Origin of the sequence: Dictyobacter alpinus (assembly GCF_003967575.1) — a bacterium.
In the GTDB taxonomy this organism is placed as follows: domain Bacteria; phylum Chloroflexota; class Ktedonobacteria; order Ktedonobacterales; family Ktedonobacteraceae; genus Dictyobacter; species Dictyobacter alpinus.
In genome coordinates, this window is sequence record NZ_BIFT01000002.1 from 174,573 (window position 1) to 197,760 (window position 23,188).

Below are 23,188 nucleotides of genomic sequence, written 5' to 3' on the forward strand. Positions count from 1 at the left end.
AATAGATGACGTGTGGAAGGCCCAGGACCGCTACTGTTTGCGATACCCGTTGAGACTGGCAGGTGAAAACAGCATGTAGCTGAGCAGTAGCGAGACTACCCCCGCCAGCAGGCATGATCCCATCCACATATGGATTGTCCAGGCGACTCTAGCCACAAGCGCTAGCTCTATAAAGTAGAGCAGGTAGAGCACGATTGGAGCCAGAAAGGCGAAGGTGCGCAGCGCACCCACTCTATCGCTTGCTGGTTTGAGCATACGCAGCAAGAGATCGGCTCCCAGTCCGCCCAGCAGAAGGACTGGCAACAGGTAGTAGGTATCCATTGGGACGCTCGCCGCCACCCCCATCAAGGTAAAGACGAGCGTTAGAGCGCCAAAGGGCAGTTGCCAGCGCCTCACCACCAGCAGCAGTGGACCCATCAGGAGCGCCACCTGCAAAAGAATGCTGGCTACTCCCAGACCCTGGATGGAAAAATCTATCGTCAGGCTACCGGATGCCTTGATGGCTGCTACCGGGAAGACAAAGGGATTGGCAAACCATGAAAAGAAGGTGAAGGCTGTCAGCAGGCAGACCAGAGAGAGCAGCGCCGGTCCCAACGCTCGCCAGCCAAGCAGCTCCTCTTCGCGCGAACGATACCACGCTGCTCGCAGCGGAGCCAGCTTCATCAAAAAGCCACCGAGTCCTAATCCCAGGTGGGTGGGACTGAGCAGTGCCTCGATATTCTTCTCAATTCCAAACAGCTGGTGCCAGATGAGATCTCCCACCCCGCTGACGGCAAAGATGAAGACGCCCACGAGCGCGATTTCATACCCTCTGGGCATAGAGCGCAGCCAGGCGTAGCCTTTCGCATGATTGAGCAGTGCCGTTCCTGCAAGAAATCCGGCGTAGAGGAGAAATGCACCGTAGAGCACGGCGTGCCAGGGAGTGAAAAAGGTTTCCAGTTGAGGCACATGGGTATGTGCCCACAGGTCTTGATAAGCACCCATTGTGCCAAGAATACCCAACAATGCGGCCAACCAGTCGTAGCGCAGGCTGCTCACCGGTTGCTCTATTGAAACGCTGCTCTTCGTCAGAGCGATGCAAGAACTGGTCATGGAATACGTTCCTTCCTTTGTATATTTTGTCTGTTTCACTGCATGCTGTGCTATTATTTATCCCTGCCTCACCGCCAGTTGGGTCGCCCTACGGAAGCGTAGGTACAGAGTAAGGTTCCCTGCAAGCACATTGCCCAGAAAGAGCATGCTGACCAGGGCGACGACAAGCGATAGCGGAGCCGATGCATGCAGCAGCTGAGCGTAGATCATCACTGAGGTTGTAAGCTTGGCAACGAGCAGGATCACCCAGATGAGAATGCCAGCTCTACTCGCCTTCGCCAGCACGTCACCGGTTGCGCGGTCGATCCGTATGCGTGCCACTCCCGCCCGGTAGAAGCCGACCAGACAACCGAGCAGCAGGCCAATACCCAACGTCGCTAGCAGTAAAGCCATGCTCGTCACTGGCTGTGAAAACGCGCTGACGAGATGCACGTAAGTAATGTAGAGCGCGAGCGCAGGTAGCAGGAGTAGTAGAGCAGGCTGCACGGCTCTTTCCTGGAACTGGCGAATGATGAGGTAGATGAGAATTGCGCTGGTCACGAGGACTGTGAGAAGCGATGTAGACATTATTTTTATCTCCTGTATCTTGTAGTTGTGTAACATTGTTCTTGTCAAAAGAATACAGGAGAAACGCGCTCGCTACATCGCTTGAGGAAGGGGTCTTCTCCTCCCCCCTTTGGGGGAGGCTTCGTTGTTCCACTGAGCACGGCTAAGGTCAGATTGGTATCGCAATCTGCAAGGCCAGTGATGGAGATCAGCTACAATGGGAAGGCAAGACATACAATCAAGGCTTCAAGCCTGTTTCATCTGCTTCCACGTCTTATAAAGTAGTATGGGAATCAGAGGCGGCTTTCAGCCGAGCTTTCAAGCGTTATTGTGGACAGCCACCGGCAATGTGGCGAATGAAGAGCAGGTGAAGCTCTGGTCCTCAGAAAGGTCGTTCGCCAACGCGCTCCTTGCCCCAGGCCGAGTCGCTGCCTGCTGTGCGCCGTCGCATTGACCAGGGTGTGCCAAAGGGGAACGTGGAGATGTGAATTGAAAGAAGCTCTTCTGTTTTTTATGACCCAAGCTAGAATAATACAATCGGCACCGTTAAAAGATCAGAAGTAAATAATACTTCTGATCTTTTACATGCGTCTTTCCACTAAGGAGGCGGCAATCAGACATGCAAATTATTTCCATTATCCGCGCAAATAATCATCTTCATCTCAATAATTGTTCCTCACAGAGTATGCAAGCAGGTGCCTGCATACTCTGTGCATTCTGTTTTTTAGCCTTTGATAGCCCCGGCGACGGCCTGGATGAAGTAGCGTTGTAGGAAGACGAAAATGATGATGATGGGGAGTAGCGACATTACAGATCCGGCACAGAGCAAGGTCCAACTGGTCGCATGTTCAGCGGAGAAGGTGTAGAGTCCGACAGGTAGGGTACGCAGTTCTGGATTGCCAAGGGTGAAGACCAGCGGAATAAAATAGCTGTTCCAGGCTGCGATAAAGGTCATCAGGGCCACGGTGGCCATCATTGGCGCAGCAAGTGGAAACATGACACGCCAGAAGATCTGATGGAAGCTGGCTCCATCAATACGGGCCGCTTCCTCCATGTCTTTTCCGATCGTGGTAAAGTAACCGGAAAAGAGCAGGGTGTTAAAGACCATGCCGCCTGCAACCTGTACCAGGATAATTGACCAGAGGGTGTCGAGCAGTCCCAGGCGCTGGACGATATCGAAGATGGGAACGATGGTATAGCCATGAGGCAGGAAAAGGGTGAGGGCAATAATGCCAAAGATGATTTTCTTGCCGACAAAGCGTACTCTTGCCAGGACATAGCCTGCCATGGACGTGAACATGACGACAAAAACCACGGTGAAGATGGTTGTGAAGACCGTATTCACAAAATATTGGCCAAATGAGGCGTCATTCCAGGCATTCAGATAATTTGCCCATTGCGGCTGCTGAGGCCAGAGGCTCAGTCCGCTACTGGTAAATTCCTGCACGCTCTTCAAGGAGGTGCCCAGGGCCCACAAAAAAGGATAGACCCAGAAGAATCCTCCAACTAGTAGAATGGCATGTGTGACAAGGTTGGCCTCGCGCAGGGTACTCCATGTCAGGGGCCGTCTGCTTTTTTTCGGTCGTTGGCGAGCAAAGTTTGTCTCGGCCTGTTTGCCCTGCTGCCTGGTTAACAATGTACTCATCGTATGTTCCTTCCTCTCTTTCCTCAGCTATCCATTGATCTCTTTACGGATACGCGCGGCGTTGCGGGCTATCACGACCTGGCCAGCTGATAAGCCGAGAATCATGACACCAAAGATAAATGAAGCCGCTGAGGCGAGTCCAATGTTCGGGGAACCAGAAATACCTGGGGCACCAAAACCACCAAAGGCTTTGTGGTAAATATACGTGCTCACCATTTCGGTGGCGTAGAATGGTCCGCCGTTGGTGACAACCTGGATCAGGTCAAATGTCCCGAGCGCCCCCAGAAATGCCAGGATGGCGATGACGCCGCCGACTGTTTTGAGCAGTGGCACCGTAATTGTGAGGAAGCGTTGACGAGCATTGGCGCCATCCAATTGTGCGGCCTCGTAGAGTTCGACGGGGATGGATTGCAGGGCGGCCATGAAGTTGATCATGTTGGAGCCAAGGTAGTTCCAGATGCCGACGATGATCAGGATCACAAAGGCCCAGAAAGGATTGCCTAACCAATCGATGGACGTTGAGGTGATATGCAGATTGGTGAGAAAATCGCTGAACTGACTCCCTGAGGTGGTGAGTAATAGTTGAATGACGATGCCAATCACGGCCTGTGAGGTGACGACCGGTACAAAATAAACGGCTCGATAGAACGTGCTGAATTTCAGGCGTGGATTGTTTAGGATCAAAGCCAGGATTAAAGCCAGGGTGAGCTGGATCGAGACTACGGAGACCGTAAAAATGATCGTGTGCACAACGGAGGTCCAGAAGAAGGTATCCCGCGCAACGGACTGGAAATTAAACCAGCCGACATATTGTGAGAGTTGCCCGATACCATCCCATTTATAGAAGGAGTAAAAGGCTGAGGCAAAAATGGGATAGACCGTAAAAGTAAAGACAAGGAGTAGCATTGGACCAAGATAAAGATATGCCCACAGGTTGGTTATGAGCTCCCTTTTCAACATAGTGCGGGAGGATGGACGTCGGGTATTGGCGCTAAAGGGTACGTGCATTATGTATCCTTTCTCTTCATTGAGCATAGGCATCTCTGCCCAACATGACATGCATTATGTCCAGAGATCAGCGCCTGAGGTAGACAATGATCTCTGGCTGAATGACGTATACGGATGGGAAAGATACTTACGCTTTTGGTTTGGTGATATAGTCTTTGTTCGGATCCCAATCTGTGAAGATATAGTCCTGAGCGCTCACTTTGAGTCCCTGCCCCTGTGCATCTTTGATGCCTTGAGCCAGGGCCGCGTTGGCTTTGCCTTCGAGCTCTGAGAGTGCCCCATGAATATCTTTCACCTGGCCAGACCAGATGCCTGTGAGGAGATCGTTGATACTGGGTGTATAACTGGGAACCTTGATTTTGGCGACATCAGGATTACGTACCGTCGGATCAGGTCCCAGGCGGGCCAGTTTGATTTCCTGAACATATTGGGCGAAGGTTTTATTGTCTGCCACAATTGAGGGATTATTGTTTTCTGCGAAGATCGAAAGGTCTTCACCCATCTGTACCCAGCGTTTACCCGCCTCTTTGCTGTAGATCCAGTCGAACCAGGCGCCAGCCTCCTTTGCATGTTTGGTATTACCACTCACCGCAACAAATGTTCCGCCAGTTGATGTATAGAAAAAGGCTTTAGGGGTTCCGCTGGGAGGAACCAGTGAGGTCATCCCATATTCTTTATAGCCTGCCGCGGCCCAGGAGGCCTGGTTCCACACACCACCGATGATCATGCCACCTTTGTGTTGCGTGAAGTTGACGCGTGCCAGTTCATCGCCAAGAGTCAATGCATTGTTGTTGACCAGGCCACGTTTCTTGAACTCCAGCAAAAACTCGATGGTATCTTGATAGGTACGGTTGCTGGCATAGGTGAATTTGCCTGTGCGATAATCGTTGCCCCAGGCGCCCCCCGGAGCGCCAGCTGCCAGGGCAAACATATGGAAGCCCCAGGCTAGCTGGTTGCCTTCTTTGTTTCCAATGTAGAGTCCATTGACCGCGCCATTGCTCTTCTTCTTGATGGTCTCAGCCGCATTGATGATCTCATCCCAGGTCTGGGGAGCTCTGGGCGTGCCATCGGCATTTGACAGGCCCGCTTGCTTGAAGTTCTGATTATCCAGGTAAAGCTGGGCCCAGGGTCCACCTGTTGAGAGGGGGGCGCTATACAGCTTGCCGTTGATGACGTTACTGCCCTCCCGGATCGCGCCATCAGGAAAACGACTCTTAAACGAAGCGGGCACAATGTCGTCGACTGGCCTCACCCACTTATTGTTGATCTGGGTCACGAAATCAGGCTGGGAAGGAATCATAAAGACATCCGGGGTGCTATTGCCTTTTTCGGCCAATGCAAAGAGATCCGGGTATTTATCGACCGCCTGGGTTGTCTTCTTGACTTTAATATTGGGGTGTGCCTGCTGGAATAGTTTGATCTCATTGTCTACCCAGGGGGCCTGACTGATAAACCAATCCCAGTAGTTGATGGTCACGGTATTGGCGGCGGCTGTACCTCCACCCCCCGGTACTGTACATGCGGTGAGCAGGTTTTCGGCCACAGCGGCCGATCCAAGGGTAACAGCAGTGTTGCGCAAAAAGGCTCGGCGTGAGTACCTGGATGTATTCATAAAGAAAATACTCCTTGTTGCGTAGTTATGACAACCGTGTCAGCCAAACAAAAAAAGAACATTTGAAAGAAAGGATCAGACCTTTTTTCTTACTGAATTGCGTTCGATCAGTGAGACGCGCAGTAAGGTATGGCGTGGCGCAAGATTGGGATACTGCAGGCGCTCTAATAAATGCCAGACTCCTTGCATGCCGAGTAGCTCTGTTTCTGAGCGGATCGTGGTGAGTGGAGGGGTGAGTTGACTGGCCATTTCGATATCGTCGTAGCCGATCAATGAACACTCCTCGGGTACTTTCACGCCTCGCTCTTGTAAGGCGTTGAATGCCCCCACTGCGGTCAGGTCATTGCAGCAAAAAACCGCGCTCGGTGGTTGGGGCAAGTCAAGTAAGGCACTCATCTCTCGATAGCCACCTCCCACACTGAGGTCGCCATTACGTATATACTCCCCAATAGGAGCGACGCCCGCTTCGGATAGCGCCTGATGATATCCTTTGATGCGACTGGTTACGCTTAAAAGTAAGCGTGAACTGGCGATCATTGCTGGCGGTGGCGTGAGGTGTCCCATCTGCAACAAATAATGTGTTGCCAGATAGCCTCCATACTCATCATCGATGGTGACACTATCGGTAGCAATGGTATCCAGCTTATGCTCAAGCATCACAAAGGGAATGGCTGATCTTTCCAGGGTCGAGAAAAAGGCTGGATTGAAATAATCCACGACCAGCAAGCCCTGGATGAGATTGCGTTGGATCATGATCGGAAAATCATTGATATTGCTTACTTGCTCATCGACAACTCCATACATCAAACTCATACCCTGAGCAGAACAGACGCGCTCGGCCCCATGTAGAATTGGGCCATAGTAGGGATTTGATACCAGCGGAATAGGTGTATTCCGAATAATCAGTCCCAGCGTGACGGCCCTTTCTGTTTCCGACTGGACGGGTGGCTCTTCCTCAGGATGGATACGAGGCACATAGCCAATTTGCGCTGCCGTTGAGATGACCAGTGCACGTGTTTCAGGTGCTACCCAGGTTTTACCTGAAAAAACATTTGAGGCAGTACCAATTGATACCCCTGCCTGTTGTGCAACATCTCGCAGTGAGATCTTTGTGGGTCGCTGTTTGTTTTCAGATTTGCTCATTGAACTATTTGCCTGTCTTCAATAAATTTCATTAATCAAATGGTAGTGTTCAATCCATCTTTTGTCAAGTGCTTTAGCTACCATGCCCAAAAACTCGTTATTCTGCTACTTTTCAAAAAGAGACAGCGCTAAACTAGCCAGGAAAGAACTGTATTTACGGAATATATTGACAAATTTATATTTCTCAGTTATGCTTTTGTTGAGACTTCCACTGAATCATGCCCGCTTTATTTCATTGAAATATTTTGAACAAAATAAGAAAGTGGGCCAGTGTGTTTCACCTTTACACTCATGGATGAGTGTGCATTCTATTTGCCAATCCTCCAAGCAAGAAAGAGGTTTACGATGACTGTAACTCGTTGCTTACACCGTTGGATGGCTGACCTGGTGGACAGCATCCAATCCTCTCCCTTATTGAAACGTACAGGACATGCCAGGCTCTTCAGTTTTTTTTCTTGTCTCCTGCTTCTGAGCGCGCTCTTTGGCTCTTCGATCTTCCTCACCAGTCAGGATGTCCACGCATCATCATTACCATCCCCATGGTCAGATGGTGATATTGGTACCGTTGGCGTGGCGGGGAGTGCCAGCTATAGCAATGGAAATTTTACCGTGAACGGGTCCGGGATCGTAGAATATACCTACGATAAATTTCATTATCTCTACCAACCACTCTATGGCGATGGTACCATTGTGGCCCATGTCACCGGTCTAACGGGTGGTACGAACAATGCCAAAGCAGGTGTGATGATCCGCAGTGACCTCAACGGCTGGCCCCCCGCGGTCAATAGCTTTTTGGAACTGAATGCCAGTGGCACCATTACCTTTCAACGCCGTCTGACCGCTGGTGGAGATACCAGCTATACCTCATTGTCGGACACCTATGCCAGTCCTTATTGGTTGAAACTGGTACGCGCTGGCAATACCATTACGGCTTCAGCCTCTGCGGATGGCAACAATTGGAGCCAGGTAGGTTCGGACATCCTTGATAATCTGGCGGTTGATGCCTGGGTAGGATTGGCGGTGACCAGTGGCAACGATAGCGATACCAGCACGGCCACCTTTGATCATGTCTCGATCACCCAACCTACAGTGAATACCCGGGTGGATTGGTCCAATGCGCAGGGCACCATCTCTCCATTGGCCTATGGCACCAATGGCTTTTCTGCCCTTGATCCCAGTGTTCTGTCTGATGCCAGCTATACCAATGCCATCACCAGTATGAATGCTGGGAGTATCCGTCTGCATTATGCTGGCCTGCTCAACGATTCCTCGACCGATAGTCGCGGCTGGGTCAACACGAGCGCGAAAACCTGGGACGCCACCCATATCAAGACGATCCTGGATGGGGTTGATAGCTGGAAGAGTAAGGGCTACCAACCAGCGGTCCTGATCAATATTCCGGGCTTCCCCGGCTGGCTCTCAACGTACCAGATTACTGATCCCAATAATGGCAATGCGACCGTTACCTCGGGCCTGCTGGCCAGCAATCAATTTGATGCCTATGCGGCCTTCTGCGCTCAACTGGTGCAGATTGTGAACATTGATCAACATCGAGGCGTCAAATATTTTGAGTTGCCAAACGAAACGGATCAGGCCTATAACCAGAATATCGCCGATTATAATAAGGCTCATAGCACCTCCTTCCCGGATAAAATGGCTGAGCTGGCCACACTCTATAATAAGGCGGTGGTGGCCATGAAAAACGTTGATCCGAGCATTCAGGTAGGGGGACCTGCTCTGGAGCGACCTGATACGATCGCTGGAGTCAAAAACTTTATTACCAATACGGTCAACCAGAGCAATCCAACCACGCTTGATTTCCTTTCGATCCACGGCTATGCCAGTGGTAGTGCCTCAGATTCAGATGCCTACATCTATAATCGGATCTACAATCCAGTCTCGAATCAGGGTTCACTCAATGATGTGGTCGCTGTGCGTCAGGCTCTGGATGCGGCCAGTGGGAGTAAACATATTCCACTCTGGTTTGACGAATACAATATCAGCTGGACGTATGAGACCCACGATGTACGTATGACAAACTATAAGGGCGTCGTCTATGATGCGCTGGCCATGAACTACTTTTTGCGCAATGGTACCGATGTCCTGCAATCCTGGAATGATGCCGATGGGATCTATGGTAAGATCGATCCTAATTCCAGCCCTACCACCTATCAGTTGAGGCCCGGTGGACAATTCTTGCAGTTGATGAATACCTATGGTATCGGATCACGTGTGGCCACGACCACGGATACTGAAAATACGATCGTTCCCTTTGCGGTCAAAACCGCGCATGGCTATACCTATATGCTGATCAATCGTAGTTCCAATCCTCGTCAGGTTACGAGTAGTTTTACGGGCGGTGCCTCGACCAGCGATAGCTTTACGCAGAACCAATTCTCAGCTGCTGGACTGACCACCAGCACGGTCAACAATATTGGGACTCTGAATCTACCGGCCTTCTCTGTGACGCTACTCACCGAGAACGGTAATGGCGGTCAAAGTAGCTTGTTCTCGACCGGCCTGGAGGGGAGCGATATCCAGCCAACCTGGAGCAATACGATTGATACCAATTTTCCTGGTGGGAATATCTCCAATGTCAACGGCATCTGCTGTGGCCTGACGGGTCCTGAGGCGGGCACCCGCAATGAGGTCGCTCACACTGGTAGCGCAGCCTTGATGTACTCTGGTCTGGATAACAGCAGTAATGGCTCGTATGCGTACGATAAAGTGTTTGATGTGAGCAGCAAGAATATCAAGGTTGGTGCAAGCACCAAACTCTCTTATTGGATCTACCCACAAAGTTCAAATGCCAACAACCTTGCCCGCGGCAAGAATAGTACCTGTGTCGCGCTTGATCTGATCTTTACCGATGGCACCAGCCTGCGTGACTCTGGTGCAGTTGACCAACATGGAAAGAGGCTTCATCCAGCCTATCAATGTAACACTTTGACCCTGGATTCCTGGAACAATGTGCTTTCAAACATTGGTGACAATGTTGCGGGCAAAACTATTAGCCGCATCAATATCGGCTATGACCAGCCCCTTAACACCGGTGGCTATCGTGGCTATATCGATGACATCAGTCTCTCCAATTGATCCATCCCAACCAATACAGATAAGGCATTCCAGATTTAAAATCTGGAATGCCTTATCTGTATTTAATACCTACAAGATTCTATAAAATCAGCGCCTAGTACAATATGCGCTTTCACCACTTTTGTAGCGTAGTGAAATCTTCGGATATACTATCCTCACAGGCACACGTTCAGAGACACACCAACATCAAAGGGATGGCCAGTTTACGCAGCGCATCTTCAGGATGCTCGCCTACGCCCATGAGATGCTAGGCAAGTTCGTGGTGGACCGGATTGAACCAGGTCGCCTACACGCAATTCAAGCCATGTATGATATCGCTGAAGAACTGGCCGATACCGACATGCTAGTCCAAGCCACCATCCACCAACTTGAGAAACAGATTTGAATAAGCAGCTGAAGCAATATCTGAGCCTGGGCTTTTTACACCAGCAGACCTGTTGAACCCTATGCGTGAAGTGGGAATGAGACTGACAATTCATTCCAATACTGTCATGAATGCCTCTCATGAACTGGAAATAGAGGAGTCGACCAGGCAGCGGCATGTTTGTCCAGCCAACAGCGCACCCGGCCCGCCACAGTCCATCCACAATTTCGCGTCACCTCCAGCACAAACGCCTCACTCACAATACCCAACAGTCTGCCTCCCCCTCACCATCACCCTCCTTCTCCACTGACCCCCTACCGGCTCCCGATGGGGCTGCACTTCATTTCCAATCGCTGGCTCAGCCGCGCACCGGCTTCACCTCCCATCGCATCTCCAATGATGCACAACAGGTCTTGTACGGAGAAGGTACACTGTGCTCGAGGCGCAACCAAGAGGGGAAAGGATTCTGCAAACGTTTGTCGTCGACAGGTCACGTTCGCGCAACGAAACCTGCGTACCTGGAGCAGAAGTCGAACTGGTTGTCCAATCGCATGTGTCTCTCACCTCCATTTGTGTCTCGTATAAGGTCACGAATGCAGAGACCCTACACTACCGCACGCAGAAACCAGTCAAAGATGGTCTCTTCTACAAAACCATCTTTGGACTCATACTCGATTAGTCCTGCGCATGCGGGAAATATCAATACAAGCGACAGGCAGGTGTTATCTGTGCTTCCTGTGGGGTTGAGTTCGCACCAGGAGGAAGCGGCTGCTTGGACGTATCGACCGCAACCGTCATCAGACGGGTATTCTGGCCGAGAACCAACCCGAGATAATATGGCCTTCTGGGAGAAAACCCGTCATGGGGATGAGCAGGTCGCGCACCTGATTAGTGCGCGCATTGTGCACTTTGCTCGTCAGCATCAGGCGAGTGCGCTGGTGTTTGAGCACCTGGGCAACCTGAAATCCCAAAGTGGCGCCCTCAACTATTCCTCGTCCATTCCCCCTGTTCAGTGAGTTGTAGCAACACTCTCTATCTCGAACAGTGGCGTATGCAGGAGTGGAAGAAGCCGCCATCCCTTGAGGGCGTGCTGAGTGCCACAGCTATAAACAGACATTCCAGGCAGATTATGTAGCTCCGTTTTTGCTCACCCACCTGCTTGAGGCGCCGCTGGTTCAATCTGCCCCCCTCACGCATTGTCAATGTCGAGCCAATATACAAGCATATGATAAGCAAGCAAGAGCTCGCCTACGAACCGTTGCCGAACGACGAACCAGATTCACAGGCGAAAGAACCACCTCGCGAAAAAGCACCATAGAACACAAGTTAGTAGGCACCACAGGGGGTATTGAGTCGATGGTGGGATGATTGTTGGCCTCGATTCAGCTGTTTTTACAGCGAAGCGAGCAAATACTTCGTACTACGTGCTCAATGAACACCCGCCTGCCGTTCCATTGAGCACGTACAGCGCTCAGCTGGCGTACCTGCTATTCGAGGATCGAATGGCCGTAAGAGGAGAGAATACGATCCGAGAGCAGGCCCAGGCAGCTGAGATTGGGAAAACCGGGACCCTGCGCAACACCCGCCAACATGGGCAGGTGAAGCCGCGGCGCGAACTGGCCTACTGTGAGATCTACACCAATCGAGCGCTCGATTGCACGCCTATCCAGCGAGCTCGTGACTCCGGCTAACCGTTCATACGTCTGCGCATCCATCAGCTTTGTAAACCAGAGGGCATCAAAGCCACGCGCGACGATGACATAATCATATTCGTCGCGCTGCGTCTTCCCCCCATAGATGGTATCCACTATGACCCTATCCTCGGTCGCTTCCATACGCTGCGCAGTACCCACAACCGAACGCACATTTTCAGCGCGGTTAATCTCTTCCATAGCATGCAGAGAGAAGACTCCTCGATCGGTACGACGCACAAATTCACGCCGGTCTTCCTCGCTAAGCAGGAGCCAGTTGGCCTGATGCCGATGGATGCCATAGAGGTTCGCGGACCGACCATCGGGATCGGAGAAGAGATTATTCTCCTCAAAGCCCTCGTCGCGTGAATAAAGCACGCCGTAAGGACTGATAACTTCGATGAAGACCTGTGCTCTGAGGGAATCGAGCAGGGCAAGAATGATAGCCGCAGCAGTCTCGCCGATGCCAATAATGCCAATCGTGAGCGGTTTCTTCAGAGAGAAACGACTACGCGCGAACTCGTCCACGTGTAACCAGAACGAGCCGCCATCCATGACACGCGGATGCTGGTACGGCTGCCCCTCGATGGTAAGCGGGGTACCCGGACCAGTGATCACCAGGCCATCACCCTCAAGAGTAAGTGGCTCCGTAGTCCCATCTGCGGGCGCGCACTGGAGTTGCCAGCGTTCCATACTGCTGCTGATCTTCTGCACCTCGGCAACGGCCAGTTCGGGCTGTATTTTGGAGGCCACCCACTGCAGGTAATGTGACCATTGGCGATGCGGTGGATGCAGTCCCCCACGATCCACCCAATCGGCATAGCGCCCTCCGCTGTCGATCAGGAAACTGTGCCAGGAAAGCAGGAGCATCTCGCTATTGATTTTTCGGTTCAACGCTCCGCTTTCCCAACAGGTGGAGGCATAAGGATATCCAATATCCTTTTCTGGACGGGTTCCGAGCAACTGACGTCCATCAGTAAAACCGTTGTCACCCGACCAATGGGCCGCGATTCCCAGACGATCGATCAGCACAACGCGCGGTACCGCGTAGCCTAACCTGGCCATCATAGCTCGCTTGGCAGCAATGGCGATCGCCTTAGGTCCCGCGCCCAGAACGAGCAGAGTGGGTTGCTGCCGGCGCTGGGGGTCGCTCTCTGCAGCTGGTGTTACGAGCTGCAGATGACCCGATTCAGTATAGGAAGTAGAAGTATAACGCATCAAATATATCCTTGTATCCAACAAACAATCGTTGTAATGGCACCTTCACTACTCTACAATGGATAGGCTTTCCTTTGCAACTAGTGGGTCATATGGCAATGAACTTGCCATGAGGGACGAATCTCTGCTGGCTACCCCTTCGCTACGCGAGGTGGCTGAACGATCAGGGATGCAGACGAGTATGTCGCGCGAAAGGAACTGTTGGGATAATGCAGTGGCAGAATCGTTCTTTGGAACGTGAAAAGATGAATGTGTAGGAAGGACTATCTACGCATCGCACGATGAAGCGCGATCGGACCTTTTTACCTCCCTAGAAATCTCCTCCTCTCTCACCGAATCTTCAGTCAACCAGATCATCAGCAAGCGATTTGTCAAAAAGCAGCAAATGCGCTGGACCAGGCGCGGCGCTCATCTGCTAGCACAAGTCCGAACGCGTGTGTTAGATGACACCTTACCAGCGACCTTCCAGCGCTGCTATCCCGGCATGAACAGGCGCGAGATCCCACAAGAATCGGCTCTGGTGGTCAGTTGAAGAACACTTCAGGATCGTATGTACGTTTCTTTCATCTTGTTTCGTTCAAATAATCGTTCTGCTCTATCTTTTGGTACAGATTCCTGATAGAATCGCTATTATCACAGGAATACTGTCGAAACCCAACGATTTTGAGCGTAGGTAATGCCTTTGTAAGAGACACGTATTTATTGGTACTGCGCATGATGCAGGCTCAACTGGATCTTACCAGAGGTATGAGCTTTAATCGCTACAATAATACCTGGGGGACCAATTTCACCATGTGGTACGAAGATGATGCTCGCTTCCGTTTTACTCTGCGTTTTGCATAAGCATCATTTATAGACACACAAATCTCTGTCTATTATTATTGTTCCACTCATAAAAGAAAGAAGAAGAGTATTCGTGCTATCCTCTACAACAAACGACATACAAACAACAGAGCAGCGCTGGTATCGCAAAATTTATGCTGGTTGGCTGGGTAAATCGATTGGTGGTACCCTTGGTATGCCATATGAGAGAGACATGCGCCTCCTCAACGTAAGTGGCTACGACCACGCGATTTCACTTCCCGCCGCCAATGATGACCTCGACCTACAATTAGTCAACTTACATGCGTTGGAACAGTATGGTCCACGCTTACAAGCCTTACAATTAGGCCGGGAATGGTTGGAGCATGTCTTTTTCCCATTTGATGAATATGGTTATGCGCTTGCGAACTTGAGACGCGGTTTGACGCCACCGCTAGCTGGCTGGTTCAACAATCCATTCATAGACTGTATGGGAGCATCGATACGCTCAGAGCTTTGGGCCATGCTGACACCAGGACGCCCCGATATTGCCACCTATTATGCCTGGCAAGATGCTCTGGTGGATCATGCTGGGGGTGAAGGTATGTATGGCGAGATGTTTTTTGCGGCTATTGAGAGTCAGGCCTTCGTGGAAAGTGACCGTGAGCAGTTGATTTCCTGTGGCTTACACTATATTCCTGAGCACTGCCGTGTCGCGCAAGCCGTCAGACATGTTATCGCCTGTCATGCGAGAGGTATGTCCTGGCAGGAGGCACGCACAAGCATTCTCAAGCACTTTGGTCATAAGAATTTTACTGATGCCCCTCAAAATATTGCGTTCACAATCCTTGGCTGGTTGTATGGTACCAACTTTGAACATGCAATCCTGACCGCTATCAACTGTGGCTATGATACCGATTGTACCGGAGCCACTCTTGGTGCTATTCTTGGCATCATGATGGGTGATAGCGCTATTCCTGAACACTTGAGCCACCCCATAGGCAACCAGGTCGTGCTCAGTGAACCAATTCGCTTTCTTCATGCGCCACGGACCTTAGAAGAGTTGACCGAGCGAACCCTCAACGTCGCCCACGAGGTTCAGGCCTTCTGGCAAAACCACACTTGCGCGGATACATTACAGGCATTGCTGCCTACAACGTCTACAGACTTCCAACCTTTCGTTACCAGACCACAGCAATCCGAGAATAGTCTCACTGAAGATAGCATTGCAGTCTCTGTCGTGTTCCAGGATCAACAACCTGCTATCGGTCGGAGTCAGACAAAGATCTTGATTACAACGTTAACAAACAGGCGCGATCATGTCTGGCGGGGCACACTCCAGTTGGATGTGCCTGAAGGCTGGTCCTCTGAGGAGAAGATAGAGGTTGCCTTGCCTGCGCTATCCACACAAACCTATAGCCTGCCTGTGACTTCCAATAACGTTATAAAGCCTGCGTATGCAGTCATGCTGCGCTTGCAACCAGAATATACTGGTGTTCTTTGGAACACGCTTACTTTTCCGCTGGCTCTGGTGCCTGCCAAAAACTGGGTCTTTACCACACAAGATCCGAACATGCGTGTGCCATCGCTAGTCGCAGGCGATAACCTGGTAGTGCCTTCACAACTGCAAGCCTACGAAGGAGTTATACAGGCAAGTACCATCCTGGACAATCCATACGACCGTATGGTACGGTTCATTGTTGTAGCGCCCATGCCAATCGAGGTTCAAATAGATGGGAAGAGCATTTTCACCAGCCTGGCTTCGGAGAGTGCACTCCCTACCTTTCATCGTCCAGAGGAGGGCAGTTACTGCGAGTGCTTTGTTCGTGCAGGACAACACGATCTCACACTTGTATTCACTCATAATCAGCACCAAGCAGATGCGCCAATCATGATCCTTCCTATCATCGGCAGTGATGTTGAAGAGCCCGGCCCCTACTATTATCTGACCGATATGCTCTTTATCTAACACAGCGCTCTTTCACAATCTTCCCCTTACTTTTGATGGTAAGGAAACCATCGCTCCTGATACAGCCTCGAAGCGCGCATAATGGTGCTGCGAGGCTGTATGTCATTCAGTGTCATGCTATGTAACGTACCTGGTAAAATAAACGGTAAAAGAAGAAGTACATCTACCCGGGCAAGGCAGCGCAAACGGCTCCCAACCTGGTTCGAGAACTGAGTGAGGAGGACATGCAACACGTGATCTTTTCCGACATTTTTGAGGTCCATTTGGCTGATCAATCACGGATGCGTGGCTGTTTTGCTCTTGAGAAGCAGACTCGTCAGATTTTCGGACTGGCTTTTGATTATCATATGCGCGCCGATTTGGTGACCAGTGCCATTGAAACCGTGACCTTTCCCACTACTGGAGCCATTTGGCACAGTGATCAAGGCAAACAATATGAAGCTCAATGCACCCAAGATCTGCTGTTGCAGAAAGGATTTTCGCAATCAATGAGTCGTGCAGGAACTCCAACGGACAATAGCTATGCCGAGCGGTTCGTTGAAACGCTTCAAGTGAGCGGTAGCTGAACGCCGCTCGTATCAAACCCTGGGCCACTTCTTGGGCGCTGCAGAGTCATGGATCAATTTTCACCATACGTTACGCCCTCACGAGGGCTTAGGAAATTGTTCACCCTTGCACTATGCTCATGATCATCAGTTGCACAGTGCTCCTTTGATTTCCTTATGATGGTGTCTCTTTTACTGGGTACTCGACACGTCAAAGGTCGCCAATAAAAAGATACTTCTGGCTACTTTCAAGTGTGTATTTCCAGCAAGCATAGACCTTCATTTCCTGTTCTGGATCAATTCCTTGTAGGCGATTGAGATGCATATGAGCGAGGCTTCTCAGGAGAGAATGCTCTGATTGCCAGAGCTCTTTACGCAATGCCAACTCATGAAACACCTGAGCACTTTTTTGCAGTAGAGCACTCTTGGACGCATGCATTTGTAGCAACATTTCTTTCTGCTTCTTTACTTCTTCCGTAAAATATTGATTCTCTTCTGGCAGAAAAAGTCCAAGTAACAATTTACGCCTTAAGCGAAAAACATCTGCATATTCATACCTATCCACAAGTTCTTGAACAAAAACAAGGCGCTTCTCCGTATTCACCCCCCAGGCAGCGAAGAAGTGATCCAGACTCCATACCGCAGCAACAATAGAATCGAAGGCCATGTGTCTACCAGATTGCAGCGTAAGCAGATCACTCGCCATATTACTACTTGCACAAAAAATGTGTTCTATGGTGGGAAATGCAAGTGGACCACCATAACGTTCGACTTCTCGATTGTACTCCTCTACACGGACACTCTGTATGAGTCCCTCATGGATCAGCTTCCGACTCCACGCGAGAACAGCAAGAAGAAGGTGCTCATGCTGTGAATGAGTTGCGTGGAAACGTACGCGTACATGCGGATCTGGATCAGCATAACGAATAAAAAACCAGTAATCCATACATTGTTGTTCTTGCAAAGAGATGACCAGGTCTTTGAGTGGACCAGTAATAACATCGTTCTGGCGCTTTGCTGCTGTATAAAGCTTCAGTGACGTCCATTCAGCCCCTGGTAACTGACGTCTTTCCTCAAGACGTACAGCCCGATGGGGTTCAATGCGTTCCACATGCTTGCCTAAAAAGTGTGTTGCAGCGTATTCTGCCAATGGGGGGCGCAGAATGAGCGGAAGGATAATCTCGGCAACATAGGGCTCAGTGTGTGTATTCTGCAGCCAGAGTTGTTCCGCATCTGGAAACATTTCTTGCAAAAGAACACCACGATTGGCAGGACTTTTACTGAGGGCACGTCGTAATTCAGCAAGAAAACCAGGATGCTCCAGATCAAGAAGAAAACGATTATCATCCTCAACAAGATACACGAAACGAGGAATAGACCACTGGTTGCGCCATCGCTGTATACGAAGGAACCAGACAGTATCATCACACTCCAGGCGCTCTGGGAGGAGATCAAAAACGCGTACTCTCCACTGAGCAGGAGAGAGCACAATCTGTTGATAACGAAGACGAGGTAAAAATGGTGCCGACTGTAGACATCCCCAATCGAAACCTGAAAGATGAGCATAGCCACTTGAAGAGGCGTCGAGGAGAAAACGGCACAGAGGAGGTGTTCGCTCAGTATTAAGGGCATGGCTTTGGCAGACCACTACTTCTTTTCCCAAACGGAGAGAACGGAGGTAGAAGCGGTCAGGGCGAACTCCAACGACAAGATCATCAAGAGAAATACGATTCTCCGGTGTGACCGATGACCATGTATTCATGACGATTTCATAGGAACGGAGTTGGGGGCGCAGCATAACATTCATATCGCGCTCCAGGGGAAAAATATAATTCAACTCAGCAAATATCACCTCAGGGAAAAGGGCTTCTTCGGCCTTGATGTATTGTTTTAAGGCATCCAATTGTTGTTGGTCCATCATCTTATGGAAGCGTCCAAAAGTTCTCCCACCTGGCAAAAGTGCAGGTGGATGTGCCACAACAAGACGCCAATTTCCAGTATCCAACGCCTCACGTGAGCGCGCGCAAATCTGAAAATAGAGTTCTACAGTACTGTAGGGAAGGGTATGAACCTTTGGAGTACACGATGCAAGTTGATCAAGCATGGACGCGTTCAACTCAATTTCCTGTACGCCCTTGTTAAGTGCCTCCGCGAACAAGGCTGTAAGCATTGCATCGTGTTGTGGGCCTTGAGCAGAGGTGAGAGTATGCGTGAAATGGTGTTGCCCTTCTCCCGTATATACCTGTGGAAGTCCTAGTCCTATTTCCGGGCTGAGCAGTGTTAAGAGCGGGATTTCTGCATCTATACCATAGGTTTCTATAAATTTTTCATGATACCGACGGAGTGCATGAAAAGAGGAAGAGGGAGGAGCTATACGTAACAATATTTCCGCCGCTTGAGATGCGGCATCACCTATTGCCTTATTTAAGAGCGGTTCTTTGATGTTGATGGTGGTATCAATAGAATACGAAGGCCTGGTATGCCTATAGACCTTTTCCTGGGCCTCTCTCAATTGATGGAGCGCCACCAAAGGATCTTCCAATTTCAGCTGATCGACAAGCAGTGTAGATGCGACGACCTCACCAAGTACCTGGGAGAGAGACTGTGCCCCTGGAATAGTCTGCAAACGCTTCAGTACGTAAAGGAGAGGATCCTTGTCAAGTAAGCAAGGGCGCAGGTCAGTGAGAAGAAAATCTTTATAGAGCAGCACGCGTAATATTCGATCAACGTGCTGTTCTGGCATATGCGGAAATGCTAGAAGGAGGCGACCAAGCAATATATGATAGGAGAGAGGTGATCCTATCGTTTGTGTTAATTCTCGCTCCTGTAAGAGAGAGCTGACAACCGGTGTTATTTGTAACGTTGTCATGCGGATATTGCCATCTTTATCGGCATCTGTAAAGGGAATAACCGCTCTTGATCCGACACAATAGACAGATGGGTTGACTATGATATGAAGATGTGGGCGAATATCCTCATTCTGCTCCATGCTTTTCACGACTTCAAGAAGCCAACTGATATCCACGCTGCTACAAATCTGTTGCACTGGTGGCATCGCAACTTCTGCTGTGGTCTCGTCAGCCAGCATCCCTATAGCAATACCAGAGAATAAGCCAAAAGGAGTCGCACGAGTGCTCATACGCACAATGTAGCGTAAAAGGCTTGCATATACTCGCTCTTGACGACGAGAGGAAAAGGGTTGTTGTAGATAATGCAGACTTTCAAAGAGAGAAGGGCTCGCAACCATGAGAGCCTGCGCAACTTCTGGACACTGTACTACTATTCCGAGCACTTTATTGGTTTCTTGAGCGACATTTGCTAGCAGCTCCGCGAATTTCTCGTCATCCATCCTGTGGATAAGACCATTCGCGGGAGCAACAAGGGAGCGGTAAACATTGAAAGAAAGAACAGGGCTTCGTATCATAAAAAAGCCCGCTGGTGTATAGAGAGAAGGTGCTTGCTGAGCACGCTTTGGGGCTATTTTCTGGCTTTTTGACATCGTCAAACATCACTTTCTTATAAACTTTTTAGCTCCGCATCCCATAGTTATACGCACTGTCATACCACCAGAGCCAGAGTGGAAAGAGCACAAAAAGTGCCATTGCCAAACAGAACAGAATATAGCTCCAGAGACCAATATAGCTTGATAAGATGATAGTGTAATGCCAGCTTATAGCTGCGATAAGAGAGGAAGAATAAGCAAGCGAAACAAAACCGTAGCAACCTAAAAAGATTTTTTCCCAACGCGTATGCCTAAACGTTTGCCTGCCCGGTGGTCTTTTGGTAATCTTTAGCATGTAACTCATCTGTCGGATAGACGAGAAAAGGAGATAAAAGGATTTACGCCTGAGGTTCTCAATACCGAGCAGGTCTGAGAGGAGATAGTAGCCATCCAGCTTAAGAAGGGGGTTAAAATTTGCCAGGGTGCGAATGAAGCCGACAAGAAGCATAAGTGTTATACCGATGACACACCCGTGAATATGAGAAGTAAAGGGCAGGAATAAAAGGGCAAAAGAGGCCAGGAAGAAGTCCATTGCAATGCCCGCAGCATGAGTGACGAGACGCTGGTGGCGCTTGGCAAATATCCAGGCGTCAGTAACATCGCAATACCAGCCGGGACGGAAGAAGAATAAAGCCACGCCTATTCCTCGGACTCGTCCACCAAAATGTTTACAGGCAAACCCATGTGCTAATTCATGAAGGATACCAACAAAACAAAACACTATCCATCCCAGGACAAGGTACAGCCAAAAATGGGCATTCAAAGTGGTCATTTCATTAAGTGTCGTTTGCAGAAGGGCATAATTTTGCAAAGAGATAACAAGCGCACATACATAGAGAATCAGTAAAAAAATCACACACCAGGGCTGAAAAAGGTATTGAAAACCGAATCGTTGATAGATACGATCCATCCATGCATCACTGGTGATGATATCTTTACGTATAAGGAGAAAGCGTTGCATAGAAGCTACCCAACCATATCCCTGCTTTGATTTGAAGTGCTGCAACGGTGATAAGGGAGTAGCAAGGAGACGCAAGTGTGCAAGTTGATCAACGACATACTGGGTTTTTGTAATGTTTAAAGCCAACTCCAGGCTGATATCTTCTACCGATTTGATGCCATCAAGAGCAAGCATCACGCGGACGACTGATGCGCTTAAACGAAAGTAACGACCAGTTGTCTCATTCTTCACGATATAGAGCTGGGGCGAAATTTGAACATATACCAGCCCTCTTTGTATTTGAGGATGCGGCCATAATTTTTCTTCTCTGCCCGTCAAATAGAGGTCGGTCGATTTTTCGTTGTCATTGTTGAAGTCACTCACTGTGCCTTTTTCCTTCTCATTAATTTCGGTCTGCAAAATAGTTTTTCTCTGGAAAGAGTCGGGCCTAATCAGAGTATAAGAAAAGTGCCTCCCGGGGAGAACGTCTCTGGAAGGCTAGCCCCATCAGCTAGCCCCGGTCCCCTCACTGCTTTTGGCTCATTCAAGATAAGAGATGTGGGTATCATTGTCTCAATCCAGTGCCGTTGTTCCTGTTGATTCATCGATGCTTTCACAATAATTTGAACCAGAGGATGAACCGTAAGCATTTGCGTCTCAGGACAGATCCATATCAGTGATGAACGACGCAGGATTGATAAAGCTTCCTCATAGAGGAGGGGACTCTTCGCGTTCTCTTGAGATACATTCATAAGGCTCTTCAATACAAGCTCTTCAGGAAGAGTATGTGGATGGAGAAATGCACAGAAACGGAGGATCTCACGGGTTGCAGGATAGGATTTTTCCAGTTTATCGCATAAGAGTGTCAACATTGTACCTACTGAATCTGGATGATCCAGACTGCTCTCACCTCTTCTATGGAGTAAGATGGCAGGGTACTGTTGGTAAACATCGAGATAGCGAGTGATCTGGCAGCCTGTTTCTTCGATATAGGCTCCCGCCTGATCAAGTGCAAGGGGTAAGCCGGAAACGAGCCTGGAAAGAGTGTGAGCTGCCTTGATCTCATGTGGACACCATTCCTGGATGCTTGCCCTCCCTTGTATGCGGCGTAAGAGGAAGAGTACGCCTTCCTCAGGAGTGAAGCCATGAAGCATGATGTACTGAGCAAACCCTCCCAATGAGGAGCGTTGTGTTGTCAAAAGGATATGACCCGTCGCTTCAACTGGAATAATCCTGTTAATAACGTTCAAGTTCGTGACATTATCTAAGATCAAAAGCCACTCATCCTGATTTCGGAGCCATTGTTTGACTGTATCGCAAACACTTTCTTGCCCACGCTGGCGCAGGTGTAGTGCATTTACAATACGGGTGCAATCTATCACAAGCGATGCATGCGTATCAGCCTGCATCCAGATAATCATGCGATAGACATTGCGAAAACAATATGCATATTCAACGGCGGTCTGCGTTTTCCCAATACCTCCCATTCCCCCTAACCCCAGGGCTGAGATCGATGTCCTTTCATGGTGTGTATGCAAAATAGTGGAGATCTGCGTAAGGAGCTCTCGCCGACCCGTAAAAAAGGGATTTCGTCGGTAGGGAACATTCCAGAACAGAGAATGCATTACATTGATACACATACTCTGCTTTTCTAGAGGAACGAGTCCTAATTCCTCCTTGCTCTTCTCAAAAAGCAGGCAGAGCTTCCTTGCAAACTGTACACTTGGTGAAGAGACTCCACGTTCCCAGCGCCCCAGCGTCTTGGGGTCAGCAAGATCGAGTTGTTCGGCAACATAGGCCCTTGACCAACCACGCTTTTCACGTTCAGACCGCAACAATTGATTCATCACATTTTTCCGAACCTGGCTCATTTCACGTATCCTTCATCTCTAGACAATGAACAACATATCTCTCCTTGAGGGGCAGTACTACGTACTAGATTTACTGTACAGTAATTTGGAGGTGAGATGAATATCACTTTCACTTATCTCGAAGATGTAGTACTATAAAGGTGCG

The 23,188-nt window shown here is 49.7% G+C and carries 16 protein-coding genes and 2 pseudogenes; 8 read left to right on the plus strand and 10 right to left on the minus strand.

Features of this window, described 5'->3' with window-relative positions; all coding sequences use genetic code 11:
- Positions 1 to 30: 30 nt before the first annotated feature.
- The 6 genes from EL633_RS22900 to EL633_RS22925 form a co-directional block, all read right to left on the minus strand.
- Positions 31 to 1,092, minus strand: coding sequence for a hypothetical protein (locus EL633_RS22900; protein WP_126629623.1), 1,062 nt, complete (start codon positions 1,090 to 1,092; stop codon positions 31 to 33).
- Positions 1,093 to 1,149: 57 nt separating this feature from the next.
- On the minus strand, positions 1,150 to 1,659 hold the full coding sequence (locus tag EL633_RS22905) for a DUF1453 family protein (protein WP_161982358.1): 510 nt from the start codon (positions 1,657 to 1,659) through the stop codon (positions 1,150 to 1,152).
- A 703-nt stretch (positions 1,660 to 2,362) separates the two neighbouring features.
- Positions 2,363 to 3,283, minus strand: a complete 921-nt coding sequence (locus tag EL633_RS22910) for a carbohydrate ABC transporter permease (RefSeq protein ID WP_126629625.1) — start codon at positions 3,281 to 3,283, stop codon at positions 2,363 to 2,365.
- A gap of 27 nt (positions 3,284 to 3,310) precedes the next feature.
- On the minus strand, positions 3,311 to 4,291 hold the full coding sequence (locus tag EL633_RS22915; RefSeq protein WP_126629626.1) for a carbohydrate ABC transporter permease: 981 nt from the start codon (positions 4,289 to 4,291) through the stop codon (positions 3,311 to 3,313).
- A 127-nt stretch (positions 4,292 to 4,418) separates the two neighbouring features.
- Entirely contained in the window at positions 4,419 to 5,903 is a 1,485-nt protein-coding gene (locus tag EL633_RS22920) for an ABC transporter substrate-binding protein (protein WP_126629627.1), read from the minus strand.
- Between the two features lie 75 nt (positions 5,904 to 5,978).
- Positions 5,979 to 7,046 carry a LacI family DNA-binding transcriptional regulator gene (locus EL633_RS22925; RefSeq protein WP_126629628.1) on the minus strand — a complete coding sequence of 356 codons (1,068 nt, stop codon included), beginning with the start codon at positions 7,044 to 7,046 and terminating at the stop codon, positions 5,979 to 5,981.
- Positions 7,047 to 7,391: 345 nt separating this feature from the next.
- On the opposite strand from EL633_RS22925, the gene EL633_RS22930 reads away from it, so the two are divergent.
- The 4 genes and pseudogenes from EL633_RS22930 to EL633_RS22940 all read left to right on the plus strand — a co-directional run.
- Positions 7,392 to 10,142 carry a GH39 family glycosyl hydrolase gene (locus EL633_RS22930; protein ID WP_161982359.1) on the plus strand — a complete coding sequence of 917 codons (2,751 nt, stop codon included), beginning with the start codon at positions 7,392 to 7,394 and terminating at the stop codon, positions 10,140 to 10,142.
- Positions 10,143 to 10,404: 262 nt separating this feature from the next.
- The gene (locus EL633_RS37880; protein WP_281275920.1) at positions 10,405 to 10,527 is read left to right on the plus strand and encodes a hypothetical protein; all 123 of its coding nucleotides are present in this window, start codon (positions 10,405 to 10,407) and stop codon (positions 10,525 to 10,527) included.
- A 412-nt stretch (positions 10,528 to 10,939) separates the two neighbouring features.
- A complete protein-coding gene (locus EL633_RS22935) occupies positions 10,940 to 11,185 on the plus strand; it encodes a hypothetical protein (protein WP_126629630.1) in 246 nt (81 codons plus the stop codon).
- Between the two features lie 80 nt (positions 11,186 to 11,265).
- Positions 11,266 to 11,504: pseudogene (locus EL633_RS22940) on the plus strand (RNA-guided endonuclease TnpB family protein); the annotation flags it as partial.
- Positions 11,505 to 11,993: 489 nt separating this feature from the next.
- On the opposite strand, the gene EL633_RS22945 reads toward EL633_RS22940, so the two are convergent.
- On the minus strand, positions 11,994 to 13,415 hold the full coding sequence (locus tag EL633_RS22945) for a SidA/IucD/PvdA family monooxygenase (RefSeq protein ID WP_126629632.1): 1,422 nt from the start codon (positions 13,413 to 13,415) through the stop codon (positions 11,994 to 11,996).
- 316 nt (positions 13,416 to 13,731) lie between these two features.
- On the opposite strand from EL633_RS22945, the pseudogene EL633_RS36700 reads away from it, so the two are divergent.
- The 4 genes and pseudogenes from EL633_RS36700 to EL633_RS22955 all read left to right on the plus strand — a co-directional run.
- A pseudogene (locus EL633_RS36700) lies at positions 13,732 to 13,947 on the plus strand (hypothetical protein); the annotation flags it as partial.
- A gap of 182 nt (positions 13,948 to 14,129) precedes the next feature.
- Positions 14,130 to 14,258, plus strand: a complete 129-nt coding sequence (locus tag EL633_RS37885; protein ID WP_281275922.1) for a hypothetical protein — start codon at positions 14,130 to 14,132, stop codon at positions 14,256 to 14,258.
- Between the two features lie 73 nt (positions 14,259 to 14,331).
- The gene (locus EL633_RS22950; protein WP_126629633.1) at positions 14,332 to 16,185 is read left to right on the plus strand and encodes an ADP-ribosylglycohydrolase family protein; all 1,854 of its coding nucleotides are present in this window, start codon (positions 14,332 to 14,334) and stop codon (positions 16,183 to 16,185) included.
- 224 nt (positions 16,186 to 16,409) lie between these two features.
- A complete protein-coding gene (locus EL633_RS22955; protein WP_126629634.1) occupies positions 16,410 to 16,751 on the plus strand; it encodes a DDE-type integrase/transposase/recombinase in 342 nt (113 codons plus the stop codon).
- A gap of 190 nt (positions 16,752 to 16,941) precedes the next feature.
- Here the strand turns inward: EL633_RS22955 and EL633_RS22960 are convergent, their stop codons facing one another.
- From EL633_RS22960 to EL633_RS22970, 3 genes are all read right to left on the minus strand, one after another.
- Positions 16,942 to 20,079, minus strand: coding sequence for a lantibiotic dehydratase (locus EL633_RS22960; RefSeq protein WP_161982361.1), 3,138 nt, complete (start codon positions 20,077 to 20,079; stop codon positions 16,942 to 16,944).
- A gap of 178 nt (positions 20,080 to 20,257) precedes the next feature.
- Positions 20,258 to 21,592 (minus strand): zinc metalloprotease, encoded by a 1,335-nt coding sequence (locus EL633_RS22965; RefSeq protein ID WP_126629636.1) that lies wholly within the window; start codon positions 21,590 to 21,592, stop codon positions 20,258 to 20,260.
- A gap of 32 nt (positions 21,593 to 21,624) precedes the next feature.
- The gene (locus EL633_RS22970; protein WP_126629637.1) at positions 21,625 to 23,043 is read right to left on the minus strand and encodes a helix-turn-helix domain-containing protein; all 1,419 of its coding nucleotides are present in this window, start codon (positions 23,041 to 23,043) and stop codon (positions 21,625 to 21,627) included.
- Positions 23,044 to 23,188: the final 145 nt, after the last annotated feature.